This window comes from Pseudomonas sp. MM213 (assembly GCF_020423045.1).
GTDB lineage: Bacteria > Pseudomonadota > Gammaproteobacteria > Pseudomonadales > Pseudomonadaceae > Aquipseudomonas > Aquipseudomonas migulae.
Window position 1 is genome coordinate 923,164 of the sequence record NZ_CP081943.1, and the last position, 22,189, is coordinate 945,352.

At 60.1% G+C, this 22,189-nt stretch carries 21 protein-coding genes; 10 read left to right on the plus strand and 11 right to left on the minus strand.

Annotation, left to right across the window (positions count from 1 at the left end):
* Window positions 1–46: 46 nt before the first annotated feature.
* From K5R88_RS04285 to K5R88_RS04295, 3 genes are all read left to right on the plus strand, one after another.
* A complete protein-coding gene (locus K5R88_RS04285) occupies window positions 47–655 on the plus strand; it encodes a tRNA-(ms[2]io[6]A)-hydroxylase (protein ID WP_008028695.1) in 609 nt (202 codons plus the stop codon).
* Window positions 656–891: 236 nt separating this feature from the next.
* Window positions 892–1,599, plus strand: coding sequence for a winged helix-turn-helix domain-containing protein (locus K5R88_RS04290; RefSeq protein ID WP_032828732.1), 708 nt, complete (start codon window positions 892–894; stop codon window positions 1,597–1,599).
* Window positions 1,600–2,886, plus strand: coding sequence for an ATP-binding protein (locus K5R88_RS04295; RefSeq protein WP_223414479.1), 1,287 nt, complete (start codon window positions 1,600–1,602; stop codon window positions 2,884–2,886).
* A 143-nt stretch (window positions 2,887–3,029) separates the two neighbouring features.
* On the opposite strand, the gene K5R88_RS04300 is transcribed toward K5R88_RS04295, so the two are convergent.
* From K5R88_RS04300 to K5R88_RS04315, 4 genes are all read right to left on the minus strand, one after another.
* Complete coding sequence (locus K5R88_RS04300; RefSeq protein WP_223414480.1) at window positions 3,030–3,818, minus strand: MipA/OmpV family protein; 789 nt, start codon at window positions 3,816–3,818, stop codon at window positions 3,030–3,032.
* Between the two features lie 158 nt (window positions 3,819–3,976).
* Window positions 3,977–6,226 (minus strand): TonB-dependent siderophore receptor, encoded by a 2,250-nt coding sequence (locus K5R88_RS04305; protein ID WP_226299273.1) that lies wholly within the window; start codon window positions 6,224–6,226, stop codon window positions 3,977–3,979.
* 106 nt (window positions 6,227–6,332) lie between these two features.
* A complete protein-coding gene (locus K5R88_RS04310; RefSeq protein WP_223450447.1) occupies window positions 6,333–6,821 on the minus strand; it encodes a GFA family protein in 489 nt (162 codons plus the stop codon).
* 57 nt (window positions 6,822–6,878) lie between these two features.
* Window positions 6,879–7,280 carry a PaaI family thioesterase gene (locus K5R88_RS04315; protein WP_226299274.1) on the minus strand — a complete coding sequence of 134 codons (402 nt, stop codon included), beginning with the start codon at window positions 7,278–7,280 and terminating at the stop codon, window positions 6,879–6,881.
* Window positions 7,281–7,538: 258 nt separating this feature from the next.
* Between K5R88_RS04315 and K5R88_RS04320 the strand changes: the two genes are divergently transcribed.
* The 3 genes from K5R88_RS04320 to K5R88_RS04330 all read left to right on the plus strand — a co-directional run bounded on the left by K5R88_RS04320 (window position 7,539) and on the right by K5R88_RS04330 (window position 10,733).
* Window positions 7,539–8,423 carry a LysR substrate-binding domain-containing protein gene (locus tag K5R88_RS04320; RefSeq protein WP_008038204.1) on the plus strand — a complete coding sequence of 295 codons (885 nt, stop codon included), beginning with the start codon at window positions 7,539–7,541 and terminating at the stop codon, window positions 8,421–8,423.
* A 100-nt stretch (window positions 8,424–8,523) separates the two neighbouring features.
* A complete protein-coding gene (gene aguA, locus K5R88_RS04325; protein ID WP_223414484.1) occupies window positions 8,524–9,633 on the plus strand; it encodes an agmatine deiminase in 1,110 nt (369 codons plus the stop codon).
* Between the two features lie 2 nt (window positions 9,634–9,635).
* Complete coding sequence (locus tag K5R88_RS04330) at window positions 9,636–10,733, plus strand: extracellular solute-binding protein (RefSeq protein ID WP_008038211.1); 1,098 nt, start codon at window positions 9,636–9,638, stop codon at window positions 10,731–10,733.
* A 130-nt stretch (window positions 10,734–10,863) separates the two neighbouring features.
* Here K5R88_RS04330 and K5R88_RS04335 read toward each other — a convergent pair whose 3' ends face one another.
* Genes K5R88_RS04335 through K5R88_RS04345 form a run of 3 tightly spaced genes read right to left on the minus strand, consistent with a single transcriptional unit; the run spans window position 10,864 to window position 13,413 of the window.
* A complete protein-coding gene (locus tag K5R88_RS04335) occupies window positions 10,864–11,481 on the minus strand; it encodes a DNA-3-methyladenine glycosylase family protein (RefSeq protein ID WP_226299275.1) in 618 nt (205 codons plus the stop codon).
* Between the two features lie 5 nt (window positions 11,482–11,486).
* Window positions 11,487–12,299, minus strand: a complete 813-nt coding sequence (locus tag K5R88_RS04340; RefSeq protein WP_223450445.1) for an isocitrate lyase/PEP mutase family protein — start codon at window positions 12,297–12,299, stop codon at window positions 11,487–11,489.
* A 31-nt stretch (window positions 12,300–12,330) separates the two neighbouring features.
* Window positions 12,331–13,413, minus strand: coding sequence for a bifunctional transcriptional activator/DNA repair enzyme AdaA (locus K5R88_RS04345; protein WP_223450444.1), 1,083 nt, complete (start codon window positions 13,411–13,413; stop codon window positions 12,331–12,333).
* Between the two features lie 338 nt (window positions 13,414–13,751).
* Between K5R88_RS04345 and K5R88_RS04350 the strand changes: the two genes are divergently transcribed.
* A complete protein-coding gene (locus tag K5R88_RS04350) occupies window positions 13,752–13,982 on the plus strand; it encodes a hypothetical protein (protein ID WP_226299276.1) in 231 nt (76 codons plus the stop codon).
* Entirely contained in the window at window positions 13,967–15,169 is a 1,203-nt protein-coding gene (locus tag K5R88_RS04355) for an O-antigen ligase family protein (RefSeq protein ID WP_226299277.1), read from the plus strand. Before K5R88_RS04350 ends, K5R88_RS04355 begins: the two co-directional genes overlap by 16 nt.
* 46 nt (window positions 15,170–15,215) lie before the next feature.
* Here K5R88_RS04355 and K5R88_RS04360 read toward each other — a convergent pair whose 3' ends face one another.
* Complete coding sequence (locus tag K5R88_RS04360; RefSeq protein WP_223450442.1) at window positions 15,216–16,112, minus strand: DMT family transporter; 897 nt, start codon at window positions 16,110–16,112, stop codon at window positions 15,216–15,218.
* 101 nt (window positions 16,113–16,213) lie between these two features.
* Here K5R88_RS04360 and K5R88_RS04365 point away from each other — a divergent pair, with 101 nt between their 5' ends.
* On the plus strand, window positions 16,214–17,545 hold the full coding sequence (locus K5R88_RS04365) for an aminotransferase-like domain-containing protein (RefSeq protein WP_226299278.1): 1,332 nt from the start codon (window positions 16,214–16,216) through the stop codon (window positions 17,543–17,545).
* A gap of 85 nt (window positions 17,546–17,630) precedes the next feature.
* Window positions 17,631–18,218, plus strand: a complete 588-nt coding sequence (locus tag K5R88_RS04370) for a LysE family translocator (protein WP_226299279.1) — start codon at window positions 17,631–17,633, stop codon at window positions 18,216–18,218.
* A gap of 8 nt (window positions 18,219–18,226) precedes the next feature.
* Here the strand turns inward: K5R88_RS04370 and K5R88_RS04375 are convergent, their stop codons facing one another.
* The 3 genes from K5R88_RS04375 to K5R88_RS04385 all read right to left on the minus strand — a co-directional run bounded on the left by K5R88_RS04375 (window position 18,227) and on the right by K5R88_RS04385 (window position 22,179).
* Window positions 18,227–19,060, minus strand: coding sequence for an AraC family transcriptional regulator (locus tag K5R88_RS04375; protein WP_226299280.1), 834 nt, complete (start codon window positions 19,058–19,060; stop codon window positions 18,227–18,229).
* Window positions 19,061–19,095: 35 nt separating this feature from the next.
* The gene (locus K5R88_RS04380; RefSeq protein WP_223450439.1) at window positions 19,096–19,599 is read right to left on the minus strand and encodes a VOC family protein; all 504 of its coding nucleotides are present in this window, start codon (window positions 19,597–19,599) and stop codon (window positions 19,096–19,098) included.
* A gap of 93 nt (window positions 19,600–19,692) precedes the next feature.
* Window positions 19,693–22,179 carry a TonB-dependent siderophore receptor gene (locus K5R88_RS04385; protein ID WP_226299281.1) on the minus strand — a complete coding sequence of 829 codons (2,487 nt, stop codon included), beginning with the start codon at window positions 22,177–22,179 and terminating at the stop codon, window positions 19,693–19,695.
* Window positions 22,180–22,189: the final 10 nt, after the last annotated feature.

The following is a 22,189-nucleotide window of genomic DNA, read 5'->3' on the forward strand; positions in this document are numbered from 1 at the left end:
GTATAATCGGCGCCCTTCGTTTTGAACCTTTATGTCCGTGAGCCCCATGATCCTTCCCGAAATTCACGAGTTCCTCGGTTGCCGCACCCCGGACGGCTGGGTCCAGGCTGCACTGGCCGATCAGGAAACCTTGCTGATCGACCACAAGAACTGCGAATTCAAGGCGGCCAGCACGGCATTGAGCCTGATCGCCAAGTATCACTCCCACGTCGATCTGATCAACCTGATGTCGCGGCTCGCCCGGGAAGAACTGGTGCACCACGAACAAGTCATGCGCCTGATGAAGAAGCGCAAGATCGAGCTGCGCCAGCTGTCCGCCGGGCGGTACGCCTCTGGCTTGCGCAAAGTAGTGCGCAGCCATGAACCGGTCAAGCTGGTCGATACCCTGGTAGTCGGTGCGTTTATCGAAGCCCGCAGCTGCGAGCGGTTCGAGGCGCTGGTGCCGCACCTGGACGAGGAACTCGGCAAGTTCTACTTCGGTCTGCTGAAAAGCGAGGCGCGGCACTTCCAGGGTTACCTGAAACTGGCGTACCAGTACGGTGACGCCAAGGACATCGCTCAGGTGATCGAGCGGGTCCGCGCTGCCGAGCAGGAACTGATCGAATCGCCGGACGTGGAGTTCCGCTTCCACAGCGGTGTTCCAGCCGCCGCATAACCCGTAGGAGCACGGCTTGCCGGCGAAGGCGTCCTTGAGATCGCCTTCGCCGGCAAGCCGTGCTCCTACAGTTAGTTGCGATCTTTTGCAGCGCAATTGTTAAAAACTCTTAAGAGTATGAAAGATCACTGAAAACCGGCCCCAGAGGCCGGTTTTTGCTGCCTGCAATCGCCGCCCCGACGCTGATTGACGCCATAATGCCGTCCACTTCACACAAGAGTTGGCACGCGTTCGTTATGGATAACCTGGGTTTTGGCAAAGTTCTGCTGGTGGAAGACGACGAAAGGCTTGCCGGGCTGATCGCGCACTTCCTGTCCCAACATGGCTTTGAAGTGTTACAGGTGCATCGCGGCGACCTCGCGTTGGCCGCGTTCCTCGACTTCAAACCGAAAATCGTTGTACTCGACCTGATGCTGCCGGGTCAGAGTGGCCTGCACGTGTGTCGCGAAATTCGCAGCGTGTCCGATACGCCGATCGTCATCCTCACCGCCAAGGAAGACGACCTCGATCACATCCTCGGCCTGGAATCCGGCGCCGACGACTACGTGATCAAGCCGATCAAGCCGCCGGTATTGCTAGCCCGTCTGCGTGCGTTGCAACGCCGGCAAACGCCGGACAGCACAGTCTGCAGCTCGCTGGAATTCGGCCATCTGAGCATCGACCGCAGCTGTCGCGAAGTACGCCTGGCGGGTGAGGGCATCGAGCTGACCACCATGGAATTCGAATTGCTGTGGTTGCTGGCCAGCGCGGCGGGCAAGATTTTGTCCCGCGACGACATCCTCAACCGCATGCGCGGGATCGCCTTCGACGGTCTCAACCGCAGCGTCGACGTCTACATCAGCAAGTTGCGCGGCAAGCTCAAGGACAACCCGCGTGAACCGGTGTGCATCAAGACCATCTGGGGCAAGGGTTACCTGTTCAATCCGTTCGCGTGGGAGCTGTAAATGCTGCGGTTATTTCTCGGTCTGTTTGTGATGATGACGGTTGGCCTGGTACTGGGGTTGCAAACCGTCGAGCGCACGTTCGATGCGCTGCTCGCCGGTCAAATGCAGAGCTACAACCGCGAGGCGGTGCGAGGTCAGGCCTGGTCGCTGGTGGAGCAGTTGCGCGGCCTGGACGGTCCGGCACGGGAACGCCAATTGGAAACCGTGCGCCCTCACTACGGTTTGGGCCTGAGCCTGGTCGAAACGGATCAACTGGCCCTGACCGATCAGGAAAAAGCCGAGTTGGCCCAAGGCCTGCTGGTGCTGCGTGACAAGTACACGCAGTTCATCTCGCGCATTGACGACGGTTCGCAGTTGCTCAGCATCAAGCTGCCGGCCGAGCCGAGTCTGATGCCGTTCTACATTGCCGCGGCCTATTTGATGATCGCGGTGATGATCGGTTTCGTGTTGTTATTCTGGGTGCGCCCACACTGGCGAGATCTGGAGAAACTGCGCCTCGCTGCCGAACGCTTTGGCGACAACAACCTGTCGGCGCGGATCCAGCTGTCCAAGCGTTCGAACATTCGCGACTTGTCCGAGCATTTCAACCTGATGGCTGCGCGCATCGAAGGCCTGATCGCCAATCAGCGTGAGCTGACCAACGCGGTATCCCATGAATTGCGCACGCCGATTGCCCGGCTGTCGTTCGAACTCGATCAGCTCAAGCAACAATCCGATCCGAGCCAGCGTCGCGAACTGATTGCCGACATGTACGCCGACCTCGGCGAACTGGAAGAAATGGTCTCGGAGCTGCTGACCTACGCCAGCCTTGAGCGCGGTGCCACGGTCATTACCCGGGAGAATATTCAGGCCAACAGTTGGCTCGACAGCGTGGTCGGCAGCGTGGCGCTGGAGGCCGAGGCGGCCGGGGTGCAACTGTTGATTGTCGAGTGCCGGGTCGATGAGGTGCGCATCGAGCCACGCTTCATGGCGCGCGCGGTGATCAACCTGCTGCGCAATGCCATTCGCTATGCCGAAGAGCGAGTGGAGGTGTCGTTGGTGCGCACCGGTGATCATTACGAAGTCCAGGTCAACGACGACGGGCCGGGCGTGCCGGTGGACGGGCGGGAGAAAATCTTCGAACCGTTCTCGCGCCTGGACGCCAGTCGGGATCGCCGCACAGGTGGCTTCGGCCTGGGCCTGGCCTTGGTGCGGCGGGTGTCGCAGTCCCATGGCGGGCAAGTGCAAGTGGCGGATTCGCCGTGGGGCGGGGCGTCGTTTCGCATGACCTGGGTGCATCAGGATTAGTTGTGTGTTGCCGACGACCCCTTCGCGGGCAAGTCGGATCGCCGCACCGCTCGCTCCTACAGGTTATCGGTGTTTTTATGATCGACGCATAACCCGTAGGAGCGAGGCTTGCCCGCGAAGGGGCCTTCAGCAACACCCTCAAATCAAAAGCTGTAAACGACCTGCCCAGCCACCGAAGTCTGCATCCGACGCTCGACAATCGGACTGTCCGCCGCTTTACCACCCAGGTACTGCACCGCCAGCACCGTGGTAAAACTCCATTCATCGTTGATCGGCAGCGACCAGGTCAGATCCGCCCCCCGACTCACCAGGCCACCTTTGGTGTCATACGCCTTGAACTTGCTGCGCGACGCCTGAGCGCTGCTCACGCCATACCAGGTGCGCATGTAATTGCTGTCGCCGAACTGACTGTTCAGGCTGCCGACGACCTTGCCGTAGTCACCTTCATAAAACGGCGCGCTGATGCTCAGTTTCAATCGGTTCCAGGCTGAGCCGGTGTCGTGTTCGTCCTCGTCTTCTTCAAGCGCATGTTCATAACTGGCGCCGAGAATGATCGGCCCCATGTGATAGGTTCCGTCCAGCCCCAGCAAGGGACGCGACTTGATCGAGCCCATACCGTTGAGCTCATCCGAGCCCTTGAAACCGCTTTTACGGTCCTTGCGCACATCACTTGCGCCGACGTAGACGCTGAGGCCGAAGTCCTCTTCGTCAAACGCCCAGCCAAGACCCTTTTGCGTGTCGAGAAAGAAACCATAAGGGCTGACGATTTCGCCGCCCAGCAACGGCGCGACTACGCGTTCATCACTGCCGCTGTAACGCGGCGCACTGGCAGCGCCGGCGCGCAGGCTGTAGTGCCAGTCTTCGGCATACAAGGAGGTGGAGGGGAGGAGCAGGCAAAAAGAGGTCAACGGCAAATACAGCGAACGAAACATGGGAGCACCCTGGGTGATAGTGGATGCGCCCATGCTAGGCGGGTGCCGCCCGGCAATCTTTGGCAGCTTTGTCGCAAAACTGTCAAAGACTGTGAACGGGGTTGGCGAGCGGTGAGTCGCCTGTGGCGAGGGCGTAAATCCCTCGCCACAGAATCAGCTTAGAAGTCCCACTTGGTGGTCAGCATCAGGTTGCGCGGCTCGCCGTAGAACGTGGTGTCGAAGTTGCCCAGGCCGGTCAGGTACTTCTTGTCGAAGATGTTGTTGGCGTTGGCGGTGAAGCTCAGGTGCTCGTTGTACTGGTAACGGGTCATCAGGTCCACGAGGGTGTAGCCGCCCTGTTTGATCCGGGTGTAGTCGCCAGCGGGAGCGCTGTAGATTTTGCCGTAGGAGGCACTCTGCCAACTGATGCCGCCGCCGACGGTCACTTTGTCCAGGGCGCCAGGCAGGCGATAGGTGGTAAACGTCCGTACCACGTGCTCAGGCTTTGTGGTGGACAGCGGGTAACCAAAGATCCGCTGTTCGTCTTTATCACGGGTGCGTGCGTACGTGTAACCGGCCGTCAGGTTCCAGCCCTCGGTCAGCTCGCCGGCCAGTTCCAGTTCCACGCCTTTGGTGGTGGTGCCGTCGACGGCTTTGAAGATGCCTTCGTTGGTGATCGCGTTGGTACCGGTTTGCTCGGCGACGCCGTCCTGCTCGATGCGGAACAACGCCAGGCTGGCATTCAGCCGGCCATCGAAGTAAGCGGCTTTCAGGCCGGTTTCATAGCTGTCGCCCTCAACCGGTGCCAGGGTCACGCCACTGGCATCCTTGTAGGTCTGTGGCTGATAGATCGAGGTGTAGCTGGCGTATACCGAGTACACGTCGTTCAGGTCATAGACCACGCCGGCGTAAGGCGTGACGACGCCGTGTTCCTTGTAGCTCGCGTGGGTGTCGTCCAGCGGTGAACCCACGTTGTAGCGGTAGTCTTCGTTGTACTTGAAGGTGCTCAGGCGGCTGCCGAGGATGACCGACAGATCATCGGTCGGGCGCAGGCGAGTGGCGAGGTACGCACCGTTCTGGCTCTGGGTGCGTTCGTACTTGCCGTTGACCGGGAACTCCTGTTTCGCCACATGACCTTCCCAATCGTAGATGCTCCCCGGGATACTTTCGAAGGCGCTGATGTCGTAGGTGGAACCGGTCTGGCGGGAGTGGGACGTCATGACGCCGGCCACCAGTTCATGCTCGCGACCGCCCAGCGTGAAGGGGCCGGAGACGTTCACGTCGGCCGTGTCCTGCACGCGATGTCCTTCGAAACGACCCCAGAAGAAGGACATGCCATCGCCGGTAGCGCGGTCCGGATTGCCGTAGCTGGCCGAGGCCAGTTGGGTGTCGTGATCGGTGGTTTTCTCGCTGAGGCTGGCCTTGAATTTCCAGTCGTTGGCCAGCGCTTGTTCCAGCGAGGCAAAGTAGGTGATTTCGTCGAAATCGCGGCGGCTCCAGTCGGCCGCCGGGTTGAAGCTGCGGGAGAAGTCGGTACGGCCGCCGTCGGAGAAATACGTCGGGTTGCCGGTCCAGGAACTGCCGCGAGGTGTGGCGCTGGACTTGTCGATGCCGAATGTCAGCAGGGTATCGTCGGTCAGGTCGGCTTCGAGGATGCCGTAGTACAGGTCTTTCTTCTGGCTGTAGTGGTCAATGTAGGAATCCTTGTCCTGGTACACGCCGACAAAGCGCCCGCGCACGTTGCCCGAGTCAGTCAGCGAACCGGAAATATCGCCAGTGGTGCGGTAATTGTCCCAGGAACCGACGGTGCCGCTGATCGAGGCCTTGAACTCTTTGGTCGGCTTCTTGCGGATCAGGTTGACGGTGGCGGACGGGTCGCCAGCGCCGGTCATCAGGCCGGTCGCGCCTTTGACGACCTCGATGCGGTCGAGGCTGGCGGAGTCGTCGCTGTTGTTCGGGTTTTCCCCATAAACACCGTCGTACGGCTGGTTGACCCCGTCGTACTGGAAGTTGGTGATGGCAAAGCCGCGGGCGGAAAACTCGGTACGGTCGCTGTCGTATTTCTGCGTCGAAACACCGGGGGTGTTACGCAACGCATCGCTGATGCTTTGCACACCGCGATCGTCCATTTGCTGGCGGGTGATCACCGTGACCGATTGCGGTGTTTCACGCAGCGACAACGGCAGGCCGGTGGCCGAAGACGTTGAGCCGGTGGTGTAGGAATGGGTGTCCTCGGTGGTCGCGCCCAAGGCGACACCATTGATGTTCGTCGCACCCAGTTGCAGCACGCCATCGTCCTTGGCTGCCGTTTTGCCGGTGGCCGTTTCGGCGGCATGGGCGGTGGAGGCAAGGCTCAGCAGAGCGGCCGGAAGGGCCAGCGCCAAGGGGCACAGGGCAAAACGAAAACGCGCAGCAATTGGGTGCGACATGGAGATCCCTTTGTATCGAATCGATCGGTAAGTGAAAGGCTTCTGAGGGTTAACCGAACGAAAAACGCAAAGGGGAACTGCCGTGTGAAAAAAATCGAAGTTTTGATTAGTGAGCCAGACCCAGTCGCTCGTGCCACTGTGCGATGGACTCCTCGGGCCAGATCTCGCACTGCCGATCACCGGCATGCGCCGCAACCTCCACCCACGGCGCTTTCGAATTGAGCATCACGTGCGTGTACTCGGGTGGCACCGGCAACGCCGTATCAATGGCCGAGGCGAACGGGTGAATCAGTTCCGGCCATTCAGGGCTGAACAGCCACAAGCCCGAGCCACACACCGAGCAGAAGTGCCGCTCTGCCGTGCTGCGGTGTGCGCGTTTGGCATCTTCGTCCTTGAGTCGTGCGTGATAGATCGCGATGGATTTGCGACCGCGCACCTTGAGGCTGGCGGCATCACCCGCGATGTTGACCGAGTAACCGCCACCGCCCTGGGTCTTGCGACAGATCGAGCAATAGCAACGTTGGTAAGGGTAGGGGTGGGCGCTGGTCAGACTGAACGACACGGCGCCGCAGTGGCAGGAGCCTTCGAGTCGCATGGCAGAACCTCCAAATGATTGGCTGTTACTTCCCTGACCGCCCCGAAAACCGGTGGTTCATTGCTGGATCGGCACCAGGATCGCATCGCCGGTTGCCACCAGCTTCAACTGATCCCCTGTTTGTGCGAACAGCTCGGCACGGGCAAACACCTGCTTCTTGCCGGACTTCACCACCTGGCCGCGCGCAATGAACACTTCACCGATGGCGGGTGCAAGGCAATTCACCGAAAAATGCGATGCCAGGACATTGCCAGCGACCGTTCCGGCCGCAAACCCACAGGCGGTATCGAGCAGCGCGCCAATCAGGCCGGCATGCAGAAAGCCTGCGTATTGCGCCATGTCCGCCTCGCGAAAAGCCAGGGTCAGTTCCACCTCGCCCGGCTCGGTGCGAGTGACCTCAAAACCGGCCCAACGGTTGAAGGCGGACGTTGAATTAATCTTTTTGAGAGCATCAAGCATGGCGAATCCCTCCGGTTGAGGTATCAACATGCGCCGGGTTTTGGGGGATGTCATGGTGGATAAAGAAGGGTGATGGGCGGGTGGCTTGGTGGTGAATATTCAGGCCTTATCGCTAGCAGGCTAGCTCCCACAGTGGTCTCCTGAACACTGGAGATCCAATGTGGGAGCTAGCCTGCTAGCGATGAACGATAACGCGGTCCCTCTGGACGCCCACCGTTCACCCGGTCAGCATGAGCACCTCGAATCGGGAACCGACTCATGCGACGACTACCTTCCCTTGCAGCCCTCAAAACCTTCGAATGCGCCGCTCGCCACGCCCACTTCGGCCGGGCCGCCGCAGAGCTGTGCGTCACCGACAGCGCCGTCAGCCATCAGATCCGCCAGCTCGAAGAACAACTGGGCGTGTCGCTGTTCATCCGCGAAGGCCGGCAAATCCGTCCGACCATGGCCGCCGGGCGCCTGATGCAAAGCCTGCAGCAAGCCTTCGAACTGATTGGTGAAGCCTGCGATGAACTGCGCGATCCGTCGTCGCTGGCGGTGTTGCGCCTGGCGGTGACGGCCGAGCTGGCGCAAAAGTGGTTGATGCGTCGCCTCACGGATTTCTACGCGCGCTATCCGCATATCACCTTGCACCTCTACGAACAGCCCATCGACGCCACCGCGCCGGGGGAAGACATCGACCTGGCCATCACCTACGGCACCGGCCCGGTGGACAGCAGCGCGTACTTCGTTCGACCGTTGCCGGCATTGCAGTTTTTCCCGGTGTGCAGCCCCGGCCTGTTCAACCAGGGCGCCCTGAAAACCCCGAAGGACCTGGCGCGCCACTGCCTGCTGCACGACGATCAGGACGGCAAGACCTGGACCGCCTGGCTCACCAGTCATGCCGGCGATCTACGCCCCGAACGACAGTTGTATTTCGCCCATGCCGGCCTGGCGCTGGAAGCCGCGGCCCAAGGACAGGGCGTGGCCATGGGCGATAACCTCACGGCGCAGGAAGACTTGCTCAGCGGTCGACTGGTCCGGCCGTTTACCTCAAGCATGACTGCGCTGGGCCAATACGCGCTGGTGTGTGAACGAGTGCGCCTGGAGCGTCCGGCTGTGGCGCAGATGCTCGAATGGTTCAACGATCAGCTGATCGATTGATGAGTTGAATTCAAGTATTCCGCAATAATCATCGTTGGCGAGGAGGGCGCCGACGACCTTAGCCTGTGGTCATTCCAATCCCCGTCAACGAGGTTTGACCATGGCACGTTCGCTCGACACCACCCCAAAACAAGACGGCTTCCGCCTGCCCGGCGAATTCGAAACCAAGGCCGGTTGCTGGCTCGGCTGGCCGGAGCGCACCGATGTCTGGCGCAACGGGGCCAAGCCGGCGCAGAAAGTCTGGGTGCAGATCGTCACCGCCATCTCTCAAAGTGAACCGGTCACCGTGTGTGCCTCCGCCGCGCAATTCGCCACGGCGCGCCGGCAGTTGCCGCCGCAAGTGCGCGTGGTGGAAATGACCTGCAACGACACCTGGTTCCGGGACAGCGGTCCATGCTTTGTGGTGAATGACGCCAGCGGCGAAGTACGCGGCGTCGACTTCGAGTTCAACGCGTACGGCGGCCTCGATGGCGGCTTGTACTACCCGTGGGACAAGGACGACCAGATCGCCAGCAAGATCCTCGAAATCGAACGTTTCGACCGTTACCGCGCACCGCTGATCGCCGAACTCGGCGGCATCCAGAGCGACGGCCAGGGCAGCATCCTCACCACCGAACAATGCCTGCTCAACCGCAATCGCAATCAGCACCTGGGCAAGGAAGAAGTCACCCGGCGGCTGACGGACTACCTCGGCGCCGAGCAAGTCATCTGGCTGCCGCGCGGTTGCAAGTTCGACGAAACCGACGGTCACGTCGACGATCTCGCGTGCTTCGTGCGTCCCGGTGAAGTGGTGCTGCAATGGACCGACAACCGCGATGACCCGCAATGGGAAATCTATCAGGAAGCCTACGACGTCCTGCGCAGCACCCGTGACAGCCGTGGCCGCGAGTTGATCGTACACAAACTGCCACAACCCGACGTGCTGGAATGGACTGCAGAAGAAGCCGAAGGTCTGGACCAGCAAGACAGCACCCACACCCGTCAGGCCGGCACCAGAATCTGCGCGTCGTATATCAACTACTACGCCGGCAACACCTCGATCGTGGTGCCGTTGTTTGGTGATCGTAACGATCAGGTGGCACTGGCGACACTGGCTGAGCTGTTCCCGCAGCACAAGATCGTCGGCATCGAAAACTCCCGGGAAATCCTGCTCGGCGGCGGTAACGTCGCGTGCATCACCATGCCTCAATACGCTGGTAAAGGAGTGTAATCATGGGCCTGCACAAACTGACTCAAGCGTTATTGCTGGTGCTTGCACCCTTGTGTGTGCAGGCCGCCGACAGCGCCAGACCGGTGGTGAACCTGTACATCTGGGGCGAATACCTGGCCCCGGATACCCTGACCAATTTCGAGAAAAAGACCGGCATCCATGTGATCGCCGATCATTTCGATTCCCTGGAAACCGTCGAGACCAAACTGCTCACCGGTCGCAGTGGTTATGACCTGGTGCTGACGGCGGGGCAGCATTTGTCCAGGGCGATCCAGAGCGGTGCCATTCAAACCTTGAACCTGCAACGGTTGCCGCACTTTGCCGGCGTCGGTGAAGAGTTCCGCCAGCACATGGCGGTGTTCGATCCGGGCAATCGTTACGCCGGGATTTATGCCTGGGGCACGACCGGTGTGGGTTATCAGGAAGAGGCCGTCAAAAAGCGCCTGCCGGAGGCGCCAACGGACAGTTGGGCGATGCTGTTCGATCCGGCGGTGGTCTCGAAATTTGCCGATTGCGGTGTGAGTTTGCTCAACGATCCCAACGAGGTGTTCGCCGCGGTGATGAAGTACATGGGGCTGGACATCAACCGCCAGAACCTCGATGACCTGAAGCTGGCCGAGCAGCAACTGGCGAAGATCCGGCCGTACATCCGTTACTTCGACAATGACCTGAACATCAGCGACCTGGCCAATGGCAATACCTGCGTGGCGATGTCGTGGAACGGCAACGTGGCCATTGCGGCGGGCCAGGCAGAAGCCGCGAAAAAACCGTTCACGTTGACCTACCGGATACCGAAGGAGGGCACGTTGATCTGGTTCGACGCCATGGTCATTCCCAAGGACGCGCCGCATCCCGAGGCCGGGCTGGCGTTGATGGATTACCTGATGACGCCGCAAGTGATTGCGCCAATCACCGACACCATTCACTACGCCAATGCGATCACGGCGGCGGATGACTTGATCGCCCCGGCGATTCGTAATGATCCGGGGACGTACCCGTCGGCGCAGGTGCGGGCTTCGTTGTATAGCAAGAATGACAATGGCAAGGCGTTCAACCGGGCGTTGATTCGGGCGTTCAGTCGGTTGAAGTCGGGGTTGTGACTGGATTTGAGTGATGTGTTGAATGGGCTGGCGCCGTCGCGAGCAGGCTCGCCCCCACAGGGGATCTCCAGCGTTCACAAAATCCCTGTAGGAGCGAGGCCGGCTTGGCGGCAAAGAACGATAATGCGGACTATTTGGCTGGCACCCGCCACAAATACCAGGACGCTACCGTTCGATAAGGACTCCACCCCAAGCCGATCTCGACCATCTGCTTGCGCGTCGGCTGCACCTCCAGGCCCTTCAACCGCCGATAGCCCTCACGCACCCCAAAGTCATCCGCCGGCAGGATGTCCGGCCGCTCCAGGCTGTAGATCAGCAGCATCTCCACGGTCCAGCGCCCAACGCCGCGCAGGGTAATCAACTGCTCGATCAACGCCTCATCGTCCATGGTCAGCGCCGTTGCATAGTCCGGCACCACGCCGTCAAGCGCTGCTTGAGCGATGCCCTGAATGGTCGCGATTTTGCCGGCGGAAAAGCCGCAACTGCGCAATTGATCAAAACCGCTCGCCAGAATCTGTTCGGGCCGCGGAAACGAGGCCGAAGGAAACAACGCCAGCAGCCGTCCGACAATCGCATCACCGGCCCTGGCGTGCAGTTGCTGATAGGCAATTGCCCGCACCAGCGACTCATACGGGTCGCGAGCCGCATGAGGCTGATGCAGGCAAGGGCCGATGGTCGCGATATGGCGCGCCCAATCGTCGTCAATGGACGCCAGAAAACGGGTCGCGGGCTGATAGGGATCGGGCATGAGGATCAAGTGTTTCCGACGGATTTCAGCAGGGCGTTGACTTCCCCGTACGTGAAGGCCTTGAGCTGGCTGCTGTCGAGTTTGCCGGTCTCCAGAAACCCCTTGGCCAGGCCGGCCATGGCGCCGTACAGGAACTCGGCGATTGCGGAGCCCGCGCTCAAACGCCGTACACCCAGCGCTTTTAACGTTTCAGGGGCGGGTAACCCCGGCAACGCGAGTACGTTCACCGGCAGCGTGGTGCCACGGCACAGCGCGGCAATCTCGTACTCCGCCGAAACACCTGCCGCGAACAGTCCGTCCGCCCCGGCCGCTTGATACAGCGCGGCGCGTTTGAGTGTTTCCGCGACGCGGTCTTCGGCCGGCACCAAGGCCTTGAGGTACACGTCGGTGCGGGCGTTGATGAACAACTTCACCTGACGGCGCTCCGCAACCTGGCGGGCGATGGCGATCTTGCGCGCCAGCAGCTCGGGCGGCGAAGCACCGTCCTCGATGTTGATCCCGACAGCGCCAGCGGCGAGCACCGCCTCAACCACTTCGGCGACCCGCGCCACGTCATCGGAATAGCCGGCTTCGATGTCCACGGTCAACGGCAGCGAAATCACGCGGGCAATGGCCTCGACGCTCGATACCAGGCGTTCGAGCGGCAGGGTGTTGCCGTCTGCGTAACCATGCGCCCAGGCGACGGCCGCGCTGCTGGTGGCCACGGCTTTGCAGCCCAGTTGTTCAACGATGCGGGCCCCGGCGGCATCGGCAACGTTGGTGAGAATCAGCAGGCCGTCCTGATGCAGCCTGTGGAATGAGTGGTCGAGCGTATCCATCGATTTCCTTCCTTATGAAAACACCGAGTGATCAGAACGCGAGTTGATGGGTGATCTGCACCGCCGCTTTTTCCAGCCTGAGCAGAAACGCCTTGCGCGGTTGTCCTCCACCATAGCCCGTCAGCGAGCCATCTGCACCGATCACCCGGTGGCAGGGCAAGACAATCGAAAGGCGGTTGTGCCCGTTGGCCAGGCCCACGGCGCGACTTGCGCCGGGCTTGCCCAGCCGCGCGGCGATGGTGCCGTAGGTGCTGGTCTGGCCGTAAGGGATTTTCGCCAGTTCGGCCCACACTTGCCGCGAGAATTCGCTACCGGGCAAGTGCAGGGGCACCTTGAATTCGGTCAGTTTGCCGGCGAAATAGTGCGCCAGCTCGTCTTCGATTTGCTGAAGGTGGGCGTTGTGACCGGGCGCCACCGCGTAGCCATAACGGTTCTGCAACGCCTCGACTTCGCGGGTCAGCGCCGGCCGATCCAGAAACTCCAGCAGCACCAGCCCACGCCGTTCGGCCATGGCGATCATCGGCCCCAGCGGGGTGGTCAGGCGCGTGAACAACAGTGGTTCGCTGTGGGCCGCGCGGCCCGGCGTGATGTGGAAGGATTTTTGAAACGCATCGCGAAATCCACTCAGCGATTCGTACCCCGAATCGAACGCCGCGCTGTCAATGGAATCGCCTTGTCTGATCCCGCCCAGTGCCATGCCGAGGCGCCGGGTACGCAACCATGCATGAAAAGTCATGCCGAAATGCTGTTTGAACCAGCGGCGCAGTTTCAGCGGCTCAATGCCCTCGGCCAGCAGTTGCACATCGGTCCAACGCCGCTCGGGGTCGGCGTCCACCGACTTGAGCAGCCTTTGCACCCAGTCCGGGGCAATGGCGGCAGCGTCCAGCGGTTTGCATCGCAGGCAGGCTCGATAACCGGCGGACAGGCACTCATCCGCATGGGCGAAGAATTCGACATTCTCCGGTTTCGGCTTGCGCGCCGTGCAACTGGGGCGGCAAAAGATCCCGGTGGTTTTGACTGCAGTAAAAAACACCCCCTCGTAGGCGGTATCGCGTTCGAGCATGGCGCGGACCATCTCGGCATGGGGCGGAAGCACAGCGTTTTGTAGGTTCATGGGCTGAGCATAAGGCGGGTTGGCCGGGGGCTCCACCGGAAAATCGACAGTGAATTCCAGTCAATCATGATGAGGCTACGATGCGGTTCAGTTCGGTTTTCGAGTACGCGTCCGAGGCAATGGCACGGAGCGGGGCCTTTCTCCAATAGGTCATGTTTTTCGCAGCCTTACTGTATGTATCTGATAGCTGCACTTTCTAGAGGGAAAAACTCCTACAGCTATTAAAGAAAAATCCCTTCATTTTTAGGATTTGCCCTAAATCCCCGCGCATTAAGAACATGGCATTTTTTTCTGTCCAGAAAAATCAGCTGTGCCTAGTCAATGAGAACCATTCTCCCATGCTTAATGAAAAATTAGTTTCAGTTGCTCCGGTGGTTGCGGCGCTGGTCGCCTTTTTATCGGTTTCAACAATGCTTCGCATTCCAGGTTTGCCTATCGGAGTATCGGAACTTGTTGTTTTATTCTTGGCGATGGTGCTGATTGTGAGAAGCAAGTTTTTGCCGCACTTTAAACACCCGCTGATGGTGTTCTGGGTTTTTTTATTGTTACTGCTTTGGCAGGTTTTATAACGGGCTCTGAGCGCGGCGAAGGCTGGGTCTACACGGGCGCTGCTTATCTTTATGTGGCGTGTTTTACGATGGTGGTGTTGGGTTGTGCTGCCGATTTGGAGAGGTATGAGTTTCACAGGTACATTCGGGCAATGGTTACTATCCCTGTTTTTCTACTGTTTATTCCTCTGTCGTTATTTTTTTCAGGAGATATTTGGCTGTCAGGCAGGTTGGGGGTCAATACAGATTTTTACCCTTCTCGGGTAGCGGCCTGGTCGGTGAACCCTAACCAGCTTGCACTTTTTCTGCTCCCGCTTCCGTTTTGGTTGGCGGCTATTTCTCAAGCTCAGCACTGGTCAAAGGTGCGGATCGTAAAGATGTTCGTATTTCTCTGGTTTCTATTTTTTCTAGGTTTTTGTGTCAGAAGCGATGCACTGCTCCTGGCGTGGTGCATCGGGATTCCGGTGCTGACAGTGTTGGTCTCGTGTTGGTTGAAAAACATTAATTGGAGATTTTTCACCACCATGCTCATGGCGTTCTTGCTCGCGTTTGTTTTTTTCAAATGTTTTTTTGATGGAGTGGGTCAACCCTTTTTCGATACCGTACAGACACAAATTAAATCCCTGTCTTCCGATCCGGTTATAAGAGTTGATCAGGTCAAGAGCGGTGTGGTTGAGCAATCGATACAAACGGAAAACCACCTTGATAAAGCCGGTCATGAGTTTGATGGCAATGGCGTCAGTAGACAATATGCTGTAAGTCAAACAGATCCAGTAGCGCCTGCTTTCGGGCGATCTGATTCCGCATTTGGAGTAGGGTTGGACCCTAATAAAGTAGACGTGCGGAAAGCGTTGTGGGTACATGCATTGGATGTTTGGAAGTTGTCGCCAATATTTGGCCATGGGCCAGGGGCGTTTTCCTATCTGGATATATCTGGCCAAAAGCATGAGGCTCACAATCTATTACTGGATATGCTTACCCAAGTGGGCGTGGTAGGGGTAGCTCTATTCGGCGTAATGTTTTTATGGTTGGTTGCTGGTGCGGTTAAAGCAAGAGACCCATTTTCACTCGTGTTGCTCCTTGCATTAATAGTGTTTTCCGGAGCGCATTTCATACTTCGTCAGCCAGTCTTTATGATGTACCTCGTAATAACCGCTGTGGCGATAGAAAAACGGTTTTTTGTTCTGATGAATGCATCGCGTCAGTGAAGTCTATATCGTTATGGTCGGGCTCGGTTCCAGCACTTCTTATCAATTACTTGGCGAATTTTTTCGCCCCGGCAACACACAGGATCACGGCAAGGGTCACCGCCAGCATGCCGATGCTGACCTGCTCGTGAAGCAAGGTCGCCGCCAGCGCCAGGCCAAAAAACGGCTGCAGGAGCTGAAGCTGTCCGACCGCGGCAATCCCGCCCTGAGCCAGCCCGCGATACCAGAAAACAAAGCCGATCAGCATGCTGAACAGCGACACGTAACCCAGGCTGAACCAGGCCGGTGTGCTGATCCCGGAGAACGATGCGGGGGCGAGCCACCAGGTCAACAGTGCCATCACCGGCAGCGACAGCACCAGCGCCCAGCAAATCACCTGCCAGCCGCCCAGTGTTCTGGACAGTTTCGCCCCTTCGGCATAACCCAGACCGCACGCGAGGATGGCCAGCAGCATCAGGATGTCGCCTTCAGGTGAGGCGGTCAGGCCTTGGGAGGCGGCAAATCCCACCACCAGCAGGCTGCCCAGCACCGAGAAAAACCAGAATACCGGCCGCGGCCGCTCACCACCGCGGATCACGCCGAACACGGCGGTCGCGAGCGGCAGCAAGCCGACGAAGACGATGGAGTGCGCCGACGTCACGTATTGCAACGCCAGCGCCGTCAACAGTGGAAAGCCGACCACCACGCCCATGGCCACGATGAACAACGGCAGCAGTTGGCTCTTTGCAGGGCGCTTTTCCTTGAACAGCCACAGCATGCATAACGCCAGAACGCCGGCGATGGTTGCCCGGGCGACAGTCAGGAAAACCGGGTCGAACTCCAGCACTGCCACTCGCGTGGCCGGCAGCGAGCCGCTGAAGATCACTACGCCGATCAACCCGTTGATCCACCCGCTGGTGGTCTTTTCCCGGGGCTCGATATGCAGGTTCGATACGCGTTCCATTGAGGTCACACTCGATGATTGTTTTCGCGGCGGGTTGCCTTGAGCGCATCGTATGGCTGACTATGAAGACAATCAAAAAATTGTCATGGATACATCTCGAGATGCCACGCTCCCGATACAAGTCGCTGGTTGATTCCTTTGCCACTGATATCCGTTGCGGACGTTTGCCGCCGGGCACTCGCTTGCCCACGCACCGTCAGTTGGCCGAGTCAGAGGGGCTGGCCCTGGTCACGGCCAGCCGGGTGTATGCAGAGCTTGAGGCGATGGGGCTGGTGAGTGGAGAAACCGGGCGGGGCACGTTCGTTCGGGAGACGTCGCTGCCGCCTGGTCATGGCGTTGATCAACCCGAAGTGGCCGCGGGCGTGATGGACCTGAATTTCAACTACCCCTCATTGCCCGGCCAGGCCGATCTGTTGCGCAACGCCTTGCGTCAGCTCGCGTTGTCCGGCGATCTGGAATCCCATCTGCGCTACCAGCCGCATGGCGGGCGCCTGCATGAGCGCGCGTCGGTCGCCAGCCATTTGCGCATGCGAGGGCTGAGCGTAGAGGCCGGGCAGGTATTGATCGTCAGCGGTGCCCAGCATGGCTTGGCGGTGACGATGATGGCGCTGCTGAAACCGGGCGATGTGATCGCGGCAGACGCGTTGACCTACTCGGGTTTCAAAGTGCTGGCGCAAGCGTTGCACCTGGAAATCGTGCCCATTCCCGTCACCGAGACCGGACCCGATCTCGATGCACTCGACACGCTCTGCCAGCGTCGTTCGGTGCGGGCCGTCTACACCATGCCGACCCTGCATAACCCTCTGGGCTGGGTGATGGACGCGGCGTGGCGGAACCAGCTCGTATCGATAGCGCGCGCCCACGACCTGTTGATCATCGAGGACGCCGCCTACGCGTTTCTCGCAACTGACCCGCCACTCCCAGTGGCCCAATTGGCGCCGGAAAGGACGGTCTACGTTTCAGGGTTTTCGAAGAACGTCGCCACCGGCTTGCGTGTCGGCTTCGTTGCTGCGCCGGCTGAAAAGGTCCCGGCACTGGAGCGCGTGATCCGGGCGACGACCTGGAATACGCCAGGTGTGATGACCGCGATTGCCTGCGCATGGCTCGACGATGGAACCGTCAGCAAACTCGAGGCGCAAAAGCGCGCGGACGCACAAGCCCGGCAAGCCCTGGCTGCGGAGCTTCTGAAAGGGCTGCCCTGCATCACTCATCCTTCTTCCTACTTTTTGTGGCTGCCTCTGGCGGAGGACGCCAGGGCGGACCAGATCGCCGTGGAGTTGATACAAGAGCAAGTGGCCGTTTCCACCGCCGAACCCTTTTCCGTCGCTGCCAACGTGCCCCATGCGATCCGATTGGCGCTGGGGTCGGTGGACATGGATTCTCTTCGGGCAGCGCTGATCAAGGTGAAGCGGGTGGTGGGCGCTTATTCCTAGAACGGTTGGGCAGTTTTCTTCAATACGCGGACCAGCCCGCGCCTTACCGTGAGGCCTGGTTCAACTGAATTGAAGAAGGTATGCAATGAGTCTGATTATTTCGATGGCGGCGTTTGCCCTGGTGGCCTCGATTACGCCGGGGCCGGTAAACATCGTTGCGTTGAGTTCCGGCGCGCAGTTCGGTTTTCGCGCCAGTCAGCGCCACGTGGTCGGGGCAACGCTGGGTTTTGTGTTGCTGCTGGTGTTGATGGGGTTGGGGCTGCATGAAGTGTTGCAGGCATGGCCGGCGCTGACGCGGGTGGTGCAACTGGCCGGCGTGGCGTTTCTGTTGTTCATGGCGTGGAAACTGGCGGCGGACAACGGGCAACTCGACGCGAAGGAGTCGGGGCGGGCGCCGTCGATGGTGTATGGCGCGGTCATGCAGTGGCTCAACCCGAAAGCCTGGCTGGCCTGCGTGGCCGGCATGGGCGCGTTTGTCGCCGATGGCGAGACGCGGCTGGTCTGGCAGTTTGCCGCGGTGTATCTGGTGATCTGCTACCTGTCCGTCGGTTGCTGGGCGTACGCCGGGACTTTTCTGCGCGGCTATCTGAACAACCCGGCGGGGATGCGTGTGTTCAACCGGATCATGGCGCTGTTGCTGGCGATGAGTGCGATTTACCTGTTGTTGCCCTGATCGATCATTCAGCCGCGATACTGCCCCGGTGTCGCCGCCAGATGCTGTTTGAACGCCCGCTGAAAATGCGCCTGATCGGCAAACCCGGCTTCCAGCGCCACGTCGGCGATCAGCTTGCCGCTGCGCAGTCGATCCTGGGCAAACTGGATGCGTCGGTTGACCAGAAACGCGTGGGGCGTCATGCCGAAATGCTGTTTGAAGGCGCGGATAAGGTAGGACGGCGACAGTTGCGCAGCGTCGCAAATGTCTTCGAGCTTGAGCATTTGCGTGCAGTTGTCGCGGATGTAGTCAGCCGCGCGCTCCAGTTTGAAATTGGGCTCGCGCAGCGGTTGATCGCCGGGGTTGAGGCGTTGCTGCGCGTCGGTAAAAAACTCGACCGCCGCGCTGTGTTTGCTCAGCACGTCCTGCTCGCTGTCGACCAGTGTTTCGAACAACGCCTTCAGGCCGGCAAACAGGGTGGCGTCAGACGTATGGGTGATGGAAAACCGCCGAAATGCCAAGTCGCTGCTGAACCCTAGCTGATGCTGCAAGTCGGTGAGCCACGGCGTATCGACGTACAACATCAAGTACGACCACGGCTGGTCGTCGATTGGATTACAGGCGTGGACGTCGGCGGGATTCATCAGTACGACGGTGCCGGCGCTGACCTCAAACTCCGATTGCTCATGGATATAGGTACTGCGCCCGGCGGTAATTGCACCGATGGAAAAGTGCTCATGGGCATGCCGGGTGTAACAGACCTCACGCCCATCGGCGATGGAGCGGGCTTCAATGAAGGGCAGGGCATCGTCGCGCCAGAAGCGGGGGGCCTTGTCAGCTTCTTTGCCAGCGGTGGGCTTCATCGTCGGTGTCCTCGGCAGGTCAGCACCGGAGTGTATTAGCTCTCGCCGTCAAAGGCTCGTTGCAGTGCAGCGATATCGAGTTTTTTCATTTGCAGCATCGCCTCCATGGCGCGCTGTGATTTTGCCGTGTCGGGGTCTTTCATCATGTTCATCAGGGCGATTGGCACGATTTGCCACGACAGGCCGAATTTGTCCTTGAGCCAGCCGCATTGCTGGGCCTGAGGGACGCCCCCCGCGCTCAGGGCGCCCCAGAAGTGATCGACTTCCTCCTGGGTCTGGCAATTGACCTGAAACGAGATTGCCTCGCTGAACTTGAACATTGGGCCACCGTTGAGGCCGGTGAAACTCTGTCCGTCGAGCTCGAAGCTGACCGTCATGACCGAGCCTTCAGGGCGGCCATGCAAATCGAAACCGGCGTGGCCATAGTAGGTCGTGGCGGTGATTTTTGAATGATCGAACACCGAGCAGTAAAACTTCGCGGCGTCCTCCGCCTGATCGTCGAACCACAGGCAGGGCGTGAGCTTCTGAACGCGTTGCATGGCGGTAATCCTCTCCACGGTTCACTCGTGCTGAACTTTCAGCGTAGTCAGCCGGGAGGGGCCCGGAAGTACCGCAGATCGACAAGTTACCGATCAGAAATCCCAGCGGGTGGTCAGTTGCACGTTGCGAGGCTCGCCGTAGAACCCGGTTCCAAAGTTACCGAGCCCGGTGTAATAGGTCTGGTCGAAGAGGTTCTTCACGTTCAGCGTGGTGCTCAGGTGATCGTTGAAGCGGTAACGCGCCATGACGTCCACCAGGGCATAGCTTTGCTGGGTGATTGTCGAAGACTGGCCGAAGTTGACCGGGTCGTCGGGGTTGGGCTGGAACACATTGCCGAAGAATTCGCTCTGCCAGTTCACCCCGCCGCCGACGGTGAGTTTTTCCAGTGCCCCTGACAGCCGGTAGGTGCTGAACACCCGAACCACTTGTTCCGGCGCGGTGGTTTGCAGGATCGAGCCGTAGACGTAATCGCCCTTGGCATCGCGGGTGTGGTTGTAGCTGTAGCCGGCCGACAGATTCCAGCCTTCCATCACTTCACCCGCCACTTCGACTTCAAAGCCTTTGGTCGTGGCGCCTTGCACCGGGCGGTACACCGACTCGGTGTCGACACCGCTGACGTACTCGGCAACGTTGTCTTGTTCGATGCGGAACACCGCGAAACTGGCGTTCAAGCGCCCGTCAAGGAATTCGGCCTTGAGCCCGGCCTCGTAGCTGTCGCCTTCCACCGGGTCGAGCAGTTTGCGCTCGGCATCCTTGCTCATTTGCGGCTGATAAATGCTGGTGTAGCTGGTGTACACCGACCAGGTATCGTCGAGGTCGTAGACCAGCCCGGCATATGGGGTGACCACGCCGGTCTGGCGATAGCTGTCGTGCACATCCTTGGTGGTCGGGTCGCTGTAGTCCAGCTCATCGCTGGCAGTGAAGCGGCTGACCCGGGCGCCGAGGATCACCGCCAGGTCGTCGGTTGGCTTGAGCCGGGTGGCCAAGTAGGCACCGGTCTGGCGCTGGTCGATGTCGTTGTCGCCGACCCTGGCAATGTCCGGTTTCGCGAACTCGCCGCGCCAGTCGAAGATGCTGCCGTCGAGGGGCGGATAGACCGAACCGTGCACCGGGATGTCCTGGCGCGTGTGCATCGACATGAAACCGGCGATCAACTCGTGCTCGCGACCCAGCAGGCTGAACGGGCCGGTGAAATTGACGTCGAGGTTGTCCTGCAACTGGTCGCCCTTGAACCGGCCCATGTACATGAACATGCCGTTGCCGGTGAGCGGGTCCGGATTGCCGCCGCTGGCCGAGGCGAGGAAGGTGTCGTGCTGGCGATGTTTGCGGTCGTAGCTGACCTTCAGCTTCCAGTCATTCGCCAGTTGCTGTTCCACCGAGGCGAAGATCGTCTGGTTGGTGAAATCGCGCCGGCTCCAGTCGGTAGCCGGGTTGAACGAACGGGAAAAACGGGTGCGCGAACCGTCGCTGTTGTACATCGGGAAACCGGTCCAGCTGGCGCCACGGGAGCGGGTATTTTGCTGGTCGATACCGAAGGTCACGAGAGTGCCCGGCGTCAGGTCGGCTTCGAGGATGCCGTAGGCGATGTCGCGGGTGTTGCGGTAGGTGTCCAGGTACGCGCTGCGGTCTTGATACGCCCCGACGAAACGCCCGCGCACGTTGCCGCTCTCGGTCAGCGGGCCGGCAATGTCGCCGGTGCTGCGATAGTTGTCCCAGGAGCCGACAGCGCCGGTGATCGAGGCCTTGAATGCTTTGGTCGGGCGCTTGCGGATCAGGTTGACGGTGGCCGATGGGTCCCCCGAACCGGTCATCAGCCCGGTGGCGCCCTTGATGATCTCGACGCGGTCGAAGGTCGCCATGTCGGTGCTGGTGGTGCCGTAATCGTAGACGCCGTCGTAGTCGGTGTTGACGCCGTCGTACTGGAAGTTGGTGATCGGCAGGCCACGGCTGGAAAACTCCCAGCGCTCGCTGTCGTAGTTCTGCACACTGACGCCGGGCACACGGCGCAGGGCGTCGGCGATGCTGGTGGAGCCCTGGTCGTCCAATTGCTGGCGGGTGATGACCGACACCGACTGCGGGGTTTCACGCAAGGACAGCGACAGCCCGGTGGCTGAAGAGGTCGATCCGAGGGTGTAGGCGTGGCTGTCTTCAGTGATGGCGCCGAGCGCATGGCCGGAAACGTTGGTGGTGCCCAGTTCCAGCGGCCCATCCGCTGCGGGGGCAACCTGCAGGACATAGCCGTGGTCGCCCTGCGGCTGGGCTTGCAAGCCACTGCCTTGCAACAGTCGCTGCAAGCCCTGTTGCACGGTGAATTCGCCTTCAAGCCCCGGGCTGTATTTATCACTCGCCAGATCGTTGCGGCCGGCGAGGAATATCCCCGCCTGTTCGGCGAAACGGTTGAGTGCGCTGACTAACGAGCCAGCAGCGACCGTGTAATAACGCTTCTGGCGGGTGGACTGTTCACTGGTGCCGTCTGTTTCGGCGTGGGCGAGGGCCGATGCAAGACTCAGCAGCGCGACCGGAAGGGCCAGTGCCAACGGACGCAAGGCAAAACGAGTGCGAGCGAAGGAGTCGCGCAAAAGGGTGTTC